The following is a 13,835-nucleotide window of genomic DNA, read 5'->3' on the forward strand; positions in this document are numbered from 1 at the left end:
GTCGCCGAAACCGGCCCGGGAACGGCCGCTCGCGCGACAAGCATGTGGTAAACAAAACTTACTAAGTTATCCTTCAAATGTCAGTAGTAGAGACTGCCGAATCACCGCAGACTCCGACGCCGGGAGACCCGACCATGCCGCAAAGCCTGCTGTTCTCACCCATGACCCTGCGTGGGGTCACGGTCAAGAACCGGCTCTGGGTCGCGCCGATGGCGCAGTACTCGGCCACCGAGCGTGGCGTCCCGACCGACTGGCATCTCGCCCATCTGGGCGGTATGGCCCGCGGCGGCGCCGGCCTGGTGATGTCGGAGGCCACCGCGGTACTTCCCGAGGGACGTATCTGCCTCCCCGATGCCGGTATCTGGGGCGACGAACATATCGAGGCGTGGTCCCGCATCACCCGGTTCATTGTCGGCCAGGGTTCGGTTCCCGCCATGCAACTCGCCCATGCGGGCCGCAAGGGCAGCACTCAGGTCCCGACAGAGGGGCGCAACGCGATCACCGAAGCGGAGGGCGGCTGGCGCACCGTCGCCCCCTCCGCGCTCGCGTACGAGGGGCTGCCGGAACCACACGCGCTCACCCTCACCGAAATCGCCGATACCGTCGCCGCCTACGCCGCCGCGGCGAAGCGGGCGGTCGAGGCCGGCTTCCAGGTCCTGGAGATCCATGCCGCGCACGGCTACCTGCTCAACGAGTTCCTGTCCCCGCTGGGCAACGAACGCACCGACCGGTACGGCGGCGACTTCACCGGCCGTACCCGCATCCTGCACGAGGTCGTCGCGGCGATTCGCGCGGCAATCCCCGAATCGGTTCCGCTGTTCGTCCGGCTCTCGGCCACCGACTGGGCCGAGGGCGGCTGGAGCATCGAGGACACCGTGCGACTGTGCGCGGAACTCGACGGCACCGGCGTGGACATGATCGACGTATCCAGCGGCGGTATGGTCGCCCACCAGAAGATCACCGTCGGTCCGGGCTATCAGGTCCCGTTCGCCCGCGCCGCGCGGGCGGCCGGTTCCATTCCGGTGATCGCCGTCGGGCTGATCACCGAAGCAGTCCAGGCCGAGCAGCTCCTGGTCGACGGCGCGGCCGATGCGCTGATGTTCGGCCGTCAATTGCTGCGGGAACCGCACTGGCCGTTCCGCGCGGCGGTCGAACTGCGGGCCGAGCTGCGCTGGCCTGGGCCTTATCGTTCGGCCCGATACCAGGGCAGCATCCCCTGACCCGGCGGCTCCCCGATCGCGACCCACCCCCGGCGCACGAGAACCGCCGCGCATACGCCGGAGCCGTCCGCCGCCCCGGCAGGACGACGGGCAGCGGGACACCGCGGTCAACGCCGCCCGGCCGGCGGTTTCCACGCGGCGGTCAGGTCGATCGTGTCGAGGAGCCCGGTTTTGAGCACCTTGTTGGTCGGCGTACGCGGTAGCGCCTCGACCAGGGCAAGATACTTCGGCAGGGTGTGTTTGGGTAGCCGGCTCGTCATCCAGTCGTACAGCGCCGGGGCGTCCAGCGTGCCGTTCTCGACGACTTCCGCCGCGATCAGGATCTCGTGTCCGGCAACGGTATCGGGTACTCCGACCACCGCACAGGCAACCAGCTGCGGGTGCTCGTCCACGACCGCCTCGACCGCGGTGCTGGAGATGTTCTCGCCCATCCGGCGGATGGTATCGCCGGCCCGATGGACGAATTCGAAGTTGCCGTCGGCGTGCCGGATGACGATATCGCCGGTGTGATACCAACCGCCGGCCAGCGCCCGTTCGGTCGCCGCCGGCCGGTCCAGGTAACCGATCATGATCATGAGCCGGTGCCCGGGCCGGATCCAGAGCTCGCCCGGGACGCCGTCGGCAACGGGGTTCCCGTGCTCGTCGACAACCTGCGCTCGATAGCCGTCGCGTACGCGGCCGCACCACATGTGTTCGAGGTCCGGCGGGTCGGTCAGTACCAGCGGGAAGCCGACTTCTGTCGATCCGTAGAGGTCGTAGCACCGCACGCCGAATCGCCGAGCGAACTCGGCGGCGAGTGCCGCGTTGTGACCGGCGAACACCGCTTCGAGCGGGTTCTCGGCATCGTCCGGGCGTGGCGGCAACGCGAGCAGGAGCGCGGCATGGAACGTCCCGGTGGTGCAGCCGAACCTGCGCACATCGTCCATGGTGGCCCGCGCCGAGAACCGTTCGCGGAAAACGACCCGGCCGCCGGTCGCGCACATGGCCACCAACGGGCTGCGTCCGGTGACGTGGAACATGGGGTGGCAGTTGTAGGCCACATCACCGGGGCCGAGCGGAATCCGGTCGGCCATGGTGGCGAATTGGGCCCAGGCGAGTATCACTCCCTTCGCCGGCCCGGTACTGCCGGACGTATAGATCACGCAGGCGATATCGGCCGGCGTGGGCAGCGAATCGAATGCGACGGCCGTTGCGTCCAGGTCTGCCCATGCGCCCCGCTGCACTGCCCATACGGGCAGAGCCGGTCGTGTTTCCCGGATTCGGTCGACGAATTCCGGTCTGGCCAGGCACAAGAGTGGCGCTGCGTCGTCGAGCACGTGTTCGAGAAACGTACCCTTCAGGTCCGGGTCGATCGGCACTTCGATTGCCCCGAGGCAACCGAGGGCGATCCAGACCATCGCCGCATCGATCGAGGGCGGCAACAGGGTCGCCACCCGGGAGCCGGGCGCCACGCCGAGATCGCGGAGGTACCCGGCCCAGCGGCAGACGCCTTCCCACGTCGCACCGTAGGTGGCATGTCCTCCGGTCACTTCGTGCAGGAACGGCCGGTCCGGCTCCGACAGGGCGCGGGCACGCAATCGGACCGGCAATACCGATGCCGGATCGGTTGCCATGGCGACGAGCGTCGATGCGGCAGACAATTCGGTTCTCTTCCTACTCGCACTGCGGACGCCGCCAGCGCGGGACAGTGGGAATCCCGCGGTGGCGGCGTCTGTGACAGTGGGTGCGCGCCGGGCATCCGGCGCCGCGCACCGTCGATGGTTCAGTCGTCGCAGGCGATGACTCCGAGCTCGAGCAGCTCGTCGATGCGCTCCGCCGCGAGCCCGATCTCGCGAAGCACCGGGCGGGTGTGCCGGCCGATGGTGCAGCCGGCATCGGCTTTGGTGCGTGAGCGCGAAAACCGGGTGAGCGGCGCCAGCCGGCGGTGCTCCTCGAAGATGGGGCTGACCGCTTCGACGCTGTACCCGGCCTCGAAGAACGGGTCGGACTGCAGCGCCGATTCGGAGTTACGTTCGAGAACGGCGACACACCCCACGTCGAGGGGCGTGAGCTCGTCCTCCCACTGCTGCTGTCCTTTGGTGGCGAATACGTGTGTCAGCACCTCCGCGAGCGCCGCGTCGTTTTCGCTGCGGGCCTCGGGAGTGGCGAACCGCGCATCCGCAGCCAGATCGGCGTAGGGCGACAGCGCCTTCGCCAGCGCCTCCCATTCACTCGGCAGCGGCGCGGCGAGGAAGACCCAGCCTGCACCGGCCCGGTACATCCGGTAGAGGGCACCCAGCCCGAAGAACTGCGCGTCGGCGGTGGCGATCTCCGGCCGGCCCTCGTAGCTGGTGTTGTAGGAGATCAGCGCTTGGTGCACTGTCCCCAGCATCGTGGTGACCATATTCGAGAGCTCGACACCCTGGCGTTTGGCGTAGAGGCCCACCAGCATCGCCGAGGCGACCCCCAGGGCGGCAATACCGTCGGATTGGACGGCCGGTACCGCGCCGGCCGCATGCAGGGTCCGCGCTCCGGCGCGCAGTGCGTCCCCGTCGCCGGGCGGGTTGATGGCGTCGCGACCGTCGATCGCGGAGAGTCCGGTCGCCGCACCGATCGAGGGGGCATAGGCCGGCCTGGACGCGTACGGGCCGGTGATGCCGTAACCCGGTGTGCTCAGGTAGACGATGTCCGGATTGATCGTCTTGAGCGTCGCTTCATCGATCTGCGCCCGCTCGGCGGCCGCGCCCCGGAAGCACTGCAGCACGATATCGCTGCGTTTGACCAGCTCGTAGACGAGCTCGAGTCCCGCGGGTTTCGAGAGGTCGACCGCGACACTTTCCTTGCCCTGCAACACCTTGGCTCCCCCGGCCTCGGGGAAGGCCACGAGGTTGCGGATGTTGTCACCCTCGATCGGCTCGATCTTGATCACCCTGGCGCCGAGGTCGCCGAGCAGCGTCGCCCCGTAAGGCCCGGCGAACATGGTGCCGAATTCGAGGATCGTGACCCCGCGCAACGGCAACTCTTCCCGTTCGGGGTCGGCCGCGGCCGCTGCCGACGCGAGCGCCGCGAGCGCGGCGCGCACCTCGTCATCGTGCTGGCCGGGAAGCGGTGCCGGACGTGGCGGGACGAGCGGCTTGCCGTCCGCGTGGATGAGGGTGGACGGCTGGCGTACCGGGCCGATCCCGGGATTGTCGACGGTGACGACGCGACCGTCCGCCACGACCTGGGGGTGATCCAACGCCTCGTCGGGCGTGCGGAAGGCCTCGGCACTGATGTCGTGATTCGTCTCGAAGACCTGCTGCCACTCCTCGAACGAACGGGCGCCGACGCGTTCGAGCATCATCTCCCAGAATTCGGTCCGCAGTTCCGCGGTCGGCAGCATCGGGAAGCCGGCCCACTTGGGGTCGGCCAGCTCCCCGACGAGATCGAGTTCGGTGAGCCACGCCTGCATCAACCGCGGCGCGGTCTGCGCGAACTGCATCCAGCGACCGTCCGCGGTCGCGGCTATCAGCAGGGCATAGATCAGGTAGGCCTGTGGACGCCCCTCGTCGTCGTAGGCCACATCCATCGGGCTGAAGGCGTCGGGGTAACGCTCGAGGACCATCTCGTAGAACCAGTTGTACGGATCCATCGACCCCATACCGGTCACCAGGTTGGATTCGACGGCCTGGCCACAGCCGCTCGACATCCGTTCGATGAGCGCGGCGAGGATACCGTGCACCGCGGCCTGCGACGCTCCGAAGGAGGCGTAGGGCGTGGATACGAATGCCGGTCCCGGCCGGGTGGTCAGCTGGCGCTTCTCGAACATGACCCCGGTCTTGGCCATCACGAGACCTTCCCAGCCCTTGTAGTCCTTCCACGGGCCGGTACTCCCCCAGCCGGTGATCGACGCCCAGACCAGCCGCGGGTACTTCTCCGCCAGCGTCTGCGGGGTGAGCCCGAGCCGGGCGGCCGAATTCGGCCGCATCGTCGTGATCAGCACGTCCGCGCTACTCAGCAACGCACGCAGCGTCGCGAGGTCGTCGTCGGCGTGCACGTCCAGGGTGACGCTGCGTTTGCCGCGCAGCAGCCCGGGCCAGCCCGCAAGGTCGCGCAAATCGCTGCCTCCGGGCGGCTCGACCATGATGACGTCTGCGCCGCAGTCCGCCAGGAACTGGCTCGCCTGCGCGCCGGGCAGCGTGGTCGACAGGTCGACGACCACCAAATCCGCGAGGGGCCCCGGGCTCGTTGCCTGGTCCGGTCCTGTCGTCACGGTGTTTCCTTTCGTCGAAAATGGTCGGCACGGTCGGCAGCCCGGTGCCATGCCTTGCCCGCGTTCTCGGTTACGCGCGGCGAGAGATCAAGCGATGGCGATGTTCTTGAGCCGGAGGAACTCGTCGATGCCCTGCCGGCCCCCCTCTTTGCCCAGGCCGCTGAGGCCGACGCCGCCGAACGCCCGGTTGACACCGAGGTTCATCGCGCCGTTGATCAGGACTTCGCCGGTAACCAGTTCCTCGGCAACCCGGTGCGCGCGGCGCAGGTCGTTGGTCTGGATATATCCGGACAGGCCGTACTCGCTGTTGTTGGCGATCTCGATCGCCTCCTGCTCGGTCGCGAAGGGGGTGATGGCCAGCACCGGACCGAACACCTCTTTCTGCGCGAGTTCGGATCGGGGGTCGACATCGGCGAACACGGTCGGCTCGAGGAAGAAGCCGTCGGCCAGCGCACCGCCGAGCCGACGGCCACCGGTGACCAGACGCGCGCCGTCCGCCCGGGCGCGCTCGATCATGCCGAGGATCCGGTGCAGTGCCGCCTCGTTGACGACGGGCCCGGAGATCGTCCCCTCGGCCAGCGGGTCGCCGACGGTGATGAATTCGGTGAACGCCTTGACGCGGCCGATCATCTCCTCGTAGATGCTGTCCTGCACCAGCATCCGGGTGGGTAGTGCGCAGCCCTGGCCGCTGAGCGCTCCGATCGACATCATCGTGCCGTGCGAACATGCCTGGTCCAGGTCGGCGTCGGCGAAGACGATATTCGCTGATTTGCCGCCGAGCTCCAGGACCGACGGCTTCATCAGATCGGCGCAGCTGTGCAGTATCTTGCGCGCGGTGTCGGGGCCACCGGTGAAGGTCACCTTCTCGACCAGCGGGTGTTCGACCAGCGCCGCGCCGGCCTGGGGCGCACCGGGCAGAATATTGACCACACCGGCCGGTATGCCGGCCTGCTCGACGAGGTCGGCGAAGAGTTCGGCGGTGAAGGGGGTCAGCTCGGAGGGTTTGACCACTACCGTGTTCCCCGCGGCCAATGCGGCCGGAATCTTCATCGCGAGCGAGATCAAGGGACCGTTCCAGGTGATGATCACACCGATCACGCCATAGGGCTGGCCGAGCGAGTAGGAGAACTCTCCGTCGGGACCGAACGACCCGGTGACCTCCGAGGTCAGCTTGTCCGCCCAGCCCGCGTAGTAGCGCGTCCACTCGATCGACGACGCGACCAGACCGGCCGCGATCGGGAGCGGGGTGCCGTTGTCGAGCGCACCCAACCGGGCGAACTCGTCCGCATTGGCTTCGATCAGATCAGCGAGCCCGGTCAGCAGCTGCCGCCGCTCGGCGGGCCGGGTGCGGCGCCAACCGGCGAAGGCCTCGTGCGCCGTTTGCGCTGCCCGGTCCACCTCCGCCGGACCCGCCAGCGGTATCCGCGCGTCGACCCGGCCGTCGACGGGATTGATGTGCTCGTGCACTCCGCCCGACCCGCCCGCGAGCCGCTCGGCCCCGATTCGCAGGTGCACCGCGGGCCTGGTCGTATCGATTGCCTGACTGCTCATGGATTCGTCACTTCGCTTCATTGCGATCGGATATGACAACGCCATCTTAGTTAACGATGTTGCGCAGCTCACACAGTATTACGGACTCCAAGTGTCTGCAAGTAGCAAAAATCGAGCACCGCCGGACCACGCGCACACCCGACTGTGATTGGTTGATCCGAGACGAACGCGCGGCCCGTTGCAGCAAGGAGAGAACCCACATGAGCCGGCAAGCCACACCCCTCGGACGCCCGCGCGACCCCGAACTGGACGAGAAGCTGATGACGGCAGCACTGCTCGAATACGCCCAGCTGGGCTGGGGGGCGTTCACCATGCAGGGCGTCGCCAGGCGCGCGGGCGTCGGCAAGTCCGCGCTCTACCTACGCTGGTCGACCAAGGAAGAATTGCTGCTCGACAGCGTCGAATCGGTAGCGCTGACCCTAAGCGTCAACGTGGACACCGGCTCGCTGACCGGCGATTTGACAGCCTTGGCCACCGCGCTGCTCGAACACTTCCTCGACCCGATCGGCTGGGCGACCCTACGGATCACCATCGACGTCACCGCCGAGTTCACCGACCTCCGCCCCTTCCAGCAGCGCATCGTGAAGGCATTGCGCAGTGCCGCGACAGGAGCATTCACCCGAGCGGTCGAGCGCGGCGAGATGGCCACCGGCACTGCCCACGAACCACTGATCGAGTCCCTTTTCGGCGCCGTCCTGATGCATACGCTGTCACGCTCGCACGAGGAGAGAGAGCATGCGCGCACACACCCCGGCGAGCACGTCGCGCCGCTCGTCGACGTCATAGTGCGCTCGGCGCGGCCGCCGAAGAAGTGATTGCACATATCTAACTCAGTCGGTTAACTTCCAGGCATTCAATGCCGTACACGCCCGCCCCCGGCCGGTTTCTACGGCAAACCCGTGTCGAATCTACGGAGGACCCCAATGACCGGTCTCGAGGGCAAGGTCGCCCTGATCACTGGAGCGGCCCGCGGCCAGGGACGCTCGCACGCGGTGCGCCTGGCGAGCGAGGGCGCCGATATCATCGCCCTCGATATCTGCGCGGATATCGACACGATGGACTACCCGAACGCCACGCCCGCGGATCTGCGGGAAACGGTCGCCCAGGTCGAGGCGCTCGGCCGGCGGATCGTCGCGGTGGAGGCCGATGTTCGCGATGCCGCCGCGACCCGGGCGGCCGTCGACGGTGGCTACGAAACGCTCGGACGGATCGATATCGTGCTCTCCAATGCGGGCATCGTCCGGCTCAGCGACGGCCCGGACGATTATGCGCAGATGTGGCAGGACGTGGTGTCGACCAACCTGAGCGGCGGCTTCCACGTGGTCGCCGCCGCGGTTCCGCACCTCATCTCCGGCGGGCAGGGCGGTTCGATCGTCTTCACCGGATCGACGGCGGGCGTGCGCCCCACCGCGAACCTGAACACCGCCGCGCTGGCCTACACCGCGTCCAAGTGGGGTCTGGTCGGAATCTGTAAGCAGTACGCCGCATCGCTGGCCGAGCACTCGATCCGGGTCAATATCGTGCACCCGACCGGCGTCGCGTCGGGTATGACGATGAACGAGGCGATGGGCCGGCTCGCCCAGGAAGCCGCCGCCGGGGGGAAGAACTCCATCGCCGAGATGCAGAACGCCCTGCCGATCGAGATCCTGCAACCGAGCGATATCTCCGACACCATCGCGTTCCTCGTATCCGATCAGGCGAAATGGATCACCGGCGTCTCACTACCGGTGGACGCGGGTTTCTCCGTCCGCTGAGTCCGGATCCCGCGGGCGGCGGTCAGTACAGGCCGCCGTCCACCCGGATCAGCGATGCGGTGGTGTAGCTCGACGCCGGACTGGCCAGATACAGGGCGGTGGTGATGATCTCCGCGGGGTCACCGGGCCGCCCCGCCGCACTGCGACTTGTCCGCCGACCCTCCTCCGGCCATGCCTTGGAGATATCGGTGAGGAACGGTCCCGCGGAGATGGTGTTGACCCGTACCTCCGGGCCGAACTCGCGCGCGAATACCTGCGTCAGCGCGTTCAATCCCGCCTTGGCGCCGGAGTACGGGCCGAATCCGGGCTGCGGCATGAGCGCGCCGGACGAGGATACGTTGATGATCGAGCCACCCGCGCCCGCCGCCATCCGTTCCCCGACGAGCGCGCTCAGCCGGAAGGGCCCCTTGAAGTTCACATCGACGATCTTGTCGAAGAGATCCTCCCCGGTCTGCGCGGACGACGGTGCCACCGGCGACATACCGGCATTGTTGACCAGTACGTCGACCCTGCCGAACTCCGCGTAGGCCGCCTCGACCAGCGCGTCGATCTCGTCCCACTTGCCGACGTGACATCCCACGGCGAGCGCCCGGCGCCCCAGGGCGCGAACCTCTTCCGCCACCTCGCGGCATGCGTCGACCTTGCGACTGGTGATCACGATATCGGCGCCGGCCGCGGCGAAGGCCAGGACCATCTGCCTGCCCAGACCACGGCTACCCCCGGTGACGAGTGCGATCTTGCCGGCCAGTGAGAACAGATCCGTCATACGAGACCGTGCTCCTTCAGAATGTCTGCGTACCGCGCGCGGGCAGCGTCGCGGCGCGTCGGAATATGTTCGGAGGGGAAAAGTCCCGCGGCCGGTTGGTAACCTTTCAGTACCTGTTTGGCGACCGTGGCCTTGTGCACCTCCGTGGGGCCGTCGGCCAGCGCCAGCGAAGGCACACTGGTCCACCACTCGTAGAGCGGCAGTTCGGTGGTGACACCGAGTGACCCGTGGATCTGTACAGCCCGGCCGATGATATCGCCGAAGATCTTCGCCATCGCCACCTTGCACATCGCGATACCGGTCCGCGCCGCGCCGTGCGGCTCGTTGTCGATGATCCACGCGGTCTGCATGACCAGCAGCCGGAACTGGGCCAGCTCGATCCAGGAATCCGCGATGAACTGCTGCACCATCTGCTTGTCCGCCAGCAACTCACCCTGGGTACGCCGCGAGAGCACCCGCTCGGCCATCATGTCGAACGCGCGCCGGCATTTGCCGACAGTACGCATCGCGTGGTGTACCCGGCCGCCGCCGAGCCGAGCCTGCGCCACCTCGAACCCCTGGCCGGGGCCGCCGAGAATCGCCTCGCCGGGCACCCGCACCTCGGTGTACCGGATGTAGCCGTGCGTGCCCTCGTCGAGTTCTTCCCGGTCCGGCATCACCACCACATTGCGGATGATCTCGATACCCGGTGTTTCGGCGGGGACGATGAACATCGACATCCGGCGATAGGGGGATGCGTCCGGGTCGGTCACGGCCATGACGATGAAGAAGCTCGCATAGCGCGCGTTGGAGGAGAACCATTTCTCGCCGCTGATCACCCAGTCGTCACCGTCGCGGCGCGCCGCACAGACGAACTCCTTCGGGTCGGCGCCGGCCTGCGGCTCCGTCATCGAGAAACAGGAGACGATATCGCCGTCGAGCAGCGGCTGCAGATACCGCGACTTCTGCTCCGCGGTGCCGAACATGGCCAGGATCTCGGCATTACCGGTATCCGGCGCCGCGGTTCCGAATACCGTGGGCGCCCACATGGACCGGCCGATGATCTCGTTCATCAGGGCGAGCTTGAGCTGTCCGTAACCTTGGCCACCCAGTTCGGGCCCGAGGTGACAGGCCCACAGCCCCTGTTCCCGCACCTGCTGCTGCAGCGGCTTCACAATCGCGCGGGCCGCCGCGTTCTCGGTGTTGTACGGCTGGCCGATATGCGGGAAGAGCAAGTCCAGCGGCTCACACTCCTCCCGCACGAATGTTTCCATCCAGTCCAGCTTGTCCTGGAAATCGGGGTCGGTCCGGAAATCCCACATGCGCTCGGTCCTTCGTCTCGAAGCTGTCTCGGTGTATGTCGTCGCGGGTCAGCGCCCGAGCAGGGCCATCGCCTCGTCGATCAGGCCCGGAAGTGCGGGCTCCATCCGCCGAAACGCCGGCGGCATGGTGTCGGTTTTGCGAGCCCGTTTGATCAGCAGCGCGGTGGCCGCGGCCTCCTTGTACCGGGTCAGCGCATCGAACCAGACGAGGTCCGGCAATGATCGGCCCAGCGCCTGTTCGTACTCCCGGACCACCTCCGCGACGGTGGGCGTCCCGCACGGTTCGGGGCTGGGCGCGGCCGGGTGGCGCGCCTCATCGGTGAAGTAGGTCAGCCAGCTCAGGTCCACCCGGGGATCACCGACCGACCAGATCTCCCAATCGATGATCGCGGTGACCCGGTCGCCCTCGCACAGGGTGTTACCGAGTCGGTAGTCACCGTGGTTGACCACCGGCTCGGCCTGGTCCGGCGCGGATTCGCGCAAGGCGCGCGCGCAGGTTCGGTAATCGCCCTGTAGATCTTCCGGGACGGTCTCGAAAGCTCTTGTCCAACGGTCTATCTCGTCACCGAGAGTGACGACGGGCTCGGCACCGAGTCCGACCTGCGCCGGCAGCACACGGTGCAGGTGGCCGAGCATACGGGCGGCATCGAGGTACCGAGCCCGGACCCGGTGCGCTCCCGCGGGCTCACGCACCTCTTCGAGCAGTGGCTCCACGCATTCGCCGGCGACCAGATTCATCGCCACGAACGGCGGAATGCGCGGCGGCAGTCCTTCGTCGTCGAACAGCACCGCGGGTACCCGGACGCCGGGAGCTTGCGCCAGCGCGGACATCACTCGCCCCTGCCGCAGCACATCCCTGTTGCGCACCGGTGCCAATCCGGGCGGCGCGACCTTGAGTACCACCGATTCGGACGCTTCCGGCGCGCTCAGCTCCGCGACAAAGGTCAGGCTCGACGCGCCGCCGGTCAGCGGCCGGACGCCGGACACGGTCGCACCGGAGATGACCCGGCCCGCTGCCGTGGTGGCACGGACCCCGAGCCGGTCGGCGAAGGCCGCCGCGTCGAGGTGGGCATCAGAATCGGACGGTGGCATCGAAGTTGTTCCCTTCGGAGTGAGAAGCGCGACCGACGGCGCGCTCAGCGGTGCACAGAATCGAATTTACATTCTGAGAATATCATTCTGAGTTCTACGCCCGATGTCAACCCCGGAACAACGCAACGCGGGCCAGGAAAACCCTGACCCGCGTTGCGGCACAGTACAATCGGCGCGTCAGCGCACCGACGCTCTCACCCCCGCGCCGGACGGAAGACCGGCAGCTGCCAGCCGTCCGAAATGGGAGAGAAGGTCACCTCCAGTTCCATCCCGATCTGCACCTCGCTCGGATCCACATCGACGACATTGGTCACCAGCCGGGCATCGCCGGCCCCGTCGAGGGAAACCACGGCCCCGACGAGGGTGATATCGGGAAGACCGGGGAAGCCGTGGACCACGGCATAGCTGTAGACACTGCCGCGGCCCGAAAGCTCTTTCCAATTCTTCTCGGTGGACTGACATTCCGGGCAGAACGGTGTCGGCGGCATCCGGAAGTGCCCGCACGCACCGCATTGCAGCGCGACGAGTTTGCCTTCTTTGGCGTACTCCCAGAACGGCTCGGTGTCACTGTTGGTGGTGATATGCACTGCCTCGGCAGGCAATGTGGTCGCACGCAGGTCGCTCATGCCGTGCTCGTCTTCGGCATGAGCGGGGGCCTGCGTGGTGACGCTCCGCTGCCGACTCCGGCCCTGACCGCTCATGCCGCACTCCCGAGGATCAAGCCACTGACCGGCAGTGCAGCGGGCCCGCCCGTAGCGAGCGCGAATTCGGCGTCCTTCACCTGGTTGATCGCAGTGCCGCGCATCTGCTCGACCGCCTCCTTGATATGGGTCATACCGATGATGTATGCCTCCGATAACTGGCCGCCGTGCGTATTGACCGGAATCGACCCACCCCGGTATCGAATAGCACCGCTCTCGACGAACTCGCCGCCCTCGCCCTTGCCGCAGAACCCGTAGTCCTCGAGCTGCATGAGCACCATGGGAGTGAAATGGTCGTAGAGCAGTGCCACATCGATATCTTCGGCCGTCAGGCCCGACTGCTGCCAGAGCCGCGCGGCGATCGGCGCGTTACCCGAGGACGCGAAGTATTCGTCGGGCATGCCGTACCAGGCGAAGGCGCGGCCCCACTCACGGCGACCGCCGTGCGCGACGGCGACGACCGGCACCGGCTTCTGCCGGAGATCCTTCGCCCGCTCGGCACTGGTGGTGATGACCGCGACGGCACCCTCGGTTTCGAGACAGAAGTCGTAGAGGCACAGCGGGTCCGCGATCATGCGGCCGCTGAAGTATTCCTCTTTGGTCAGCGGTTTCTTCTGGATCGCCTTGGGACGGTTGAGCGCGTTCTCCCGAGTCGAGATGGCGATCTCGGCGAAGGCGTCCCGGCGGGTGCCGTACAGGTGCATGTGCCGGCGCGCCAATACCGACATCAGGTGGCCCGGGCCGGACAGCCCCGACGGCTGCAGGAAGGAGTTGATCGGATCCGGGGCGCTGGCCGCGAAGACCGAGCCCAGGCGCTGCTTCTGCTGCTGCAGCGTCATGACCGTGACCACCGTCGTGGCGTCACCGGCGACGATGGCCGCGCGGGCGAGTCCGATGGAGCCGGCCGCACCGCCACCGCCGGAAGTCAACGACGCGGTGAAGGTGACCTCGGGGATGCCCAGGGTTTCCATGAAATCGGCGGTGTCCATTTTGTCGCCGTACCCGGCGCCGGCGCCGGAGTAGTAGGCGAAACCATCGATTTCCTTGACCGAGATTCCCGCATCCTCGCAGGCCGCCAGGATCGCCTTGCCGGCCAACTCCAGATTCGTCTGCGGTGCGGACCCGCCACGTTTGTAGTACGGGGTCGCCCCCACGCCGACGATGGCGACATCCCTCAAACCGTTGGACACATCAATACTCCATTCTGGTCGCCGTCGAC

General features: G+C 67.3%; 11 protein-coding genes. 3 read left to right on the plus strand and 8 right to left on the minus strand.

The genetic code is table 11. The annotated features are described in order from the left end of the window. Positions 1–134 precede the first annotated feature (134 nt). Positions 135–1,220, plus strand: coding sequence for an NADH:flavin oxidoreductase/NADH oxidase (locus IEY68_RS16105; RefSeq protein WP_062999451.1), 1,086 nt, complete (start codon positions 135–137; stop codon positions 1,218–1,220). Between the two features lie 107 nt (positions 1,221–1,327). Here IEY68_RS16105 and IEY68_RS16110 read toward each other — a convergent pair whose 3' ends face one another. The 3 genes from IEY68_RS16110 to IEY68_RS16120 all read right to left on the minus strand — a co-directional run bounded on the left by IEY68_RS16110 (position 1,328) and on the right by IEY68_RS16120 (position 7,002). Continuing rightward, positions 1,328–2,833: an AMP-binding protein gene (locus IEY68_RS16110; protein WP_062999453.1), complete on the minus strand. Its 1,506-nt coding sequence runs from the start codon at positions 2,831–2,833 to the stop codon at positions 1,328–1,330. A 149-nt stretch (positions 2,834–2,982) separates the two neighbouring features. Continuing rightward, on the minus strand, positions 2,983–5,451 hold the full coding sequence (locus tag IEY68_RS16115) for a CaiB/BaiF CoA transferase family protein (protein WP_229718825.1): 2,469 nt from the start codon (positions 5,449–5,451) through the stop codon (positions 2,983–2,985). Positions 5,452–5,538: 87 nt separating this feature from the next. Next, a complete protein-coding gene (locus IEY68_RS16120) occupies positions 5,539–7,002 on the minus strand; it encodes an aldehyde dehydrogenase family protein (protein ID WP_062999455.1) in 1,464 nt (487 codons plus the stop codon). A gap of 200 nt (positions 7,003–7,202) precedes the next feature. Here IEY68_RS16120 and IEY68_RS16125 point away from each other — a divergent pair, with 200 nt between their 5' ends. Together IEY68_RS16125 and IEY68_RS16130 are read left to right on the plus strand one after the other, a co-directional pair. Next, positions 7,203–7,817, plus strand: a complete 615-nt coding sequence (locus IEY68_RS16125) for a TetR/AcrR family transcriptional regulator (protein ID WP_062999457.1) — start codon at positions 7,203–7,205, stop codon at positions 7,815–7,817. A 108-nt stretch (positions 7,818–7,925) separates the two neighbouring features. Beyond that, entirely contained in the window at positions 7,926–8,756 is an 831-nt protein-coding gene (locus tag IEY68_RS16130) for a mycofactocin-coupled SDR family oxidoreductase (RefSeq protein WP_062999459.1), read from the plus strand. Between the two features lie 22 nt (positions 8,757–8,778). Here IEY68_RS16130 and IEY68_RS16135 read toward each other — a convergent pair whose 3' ends face one another. The 5 genes from IEY68_RS16135 to IEY68_RS16155 form a co-directional block, all read right to left on the minus strand. Beyond that, entirely contained in the window at positions 8,779–9,522 is a 744-nt protein-coding gene (locus tag IEY68_RS16135) for an SDR family NAD(P)-dependent oxidoreductase (RefSeq protein WP_062999461.1), read from the minus strand. Continuing rightward, positions 9,519–10,823, minus strand: coding sequence for an acyl-CoA dehydrogenase family protein (locus tag IEY68_RS16140; RefSeq protein ID WP_062999463.1), 1,305 nt, complete (start codon positions 10,821–10,823; stop codon positions 9,519–9,521). The genes IEY68_RS16135 and IEY68_RS16140 overlap by 4 nt, the downstream gene beginning before the upstream one ends. 48 nt (positions 10,824–10,871) lie before the next feature. Then, entirely contained in the window at positions 10,872–11,915 is a 1,044-nt protein-coding gene (locus IEY68_RS16145; protein WP_062999465.1) for a phosphotransferase family protein, read from the minus strand. 194 nt (positions 11,916–12,109) lie between these two features. Next, entirely contained in the window at positions 12,110–12,541 is a 432-nt protein-coding gene (locus IEY68_RS16150) for a Zn-ribbon domain-containing OB-fold protein (protein ID WP_062999467.1), read from the minus strand. Positions 12,542–12,612: 71 nt separating this feature from the next. Further along, a complete protein-coding gene (locus IEY68_RS16155; RefSeq protein WP_062999578.1) occupies positions 12,613–13,812 on the minus strand; it encodes a thiolase C-terminal domain-containing protein in 1,200 nt (399 codons plus the stop codon). Positions 13,813–13,835 lie beyond the last annotated feature (23 nt).

The sequence above is a fragment of the Nocardia jinanensis genome (assembly GCF_014645735.1).
GTDB lineage: Bacteria > Actinomycetota > Actinomycetes > Mycobacteriales > Mycobacteriaceae > Nocardia > Nocardia jinanensis.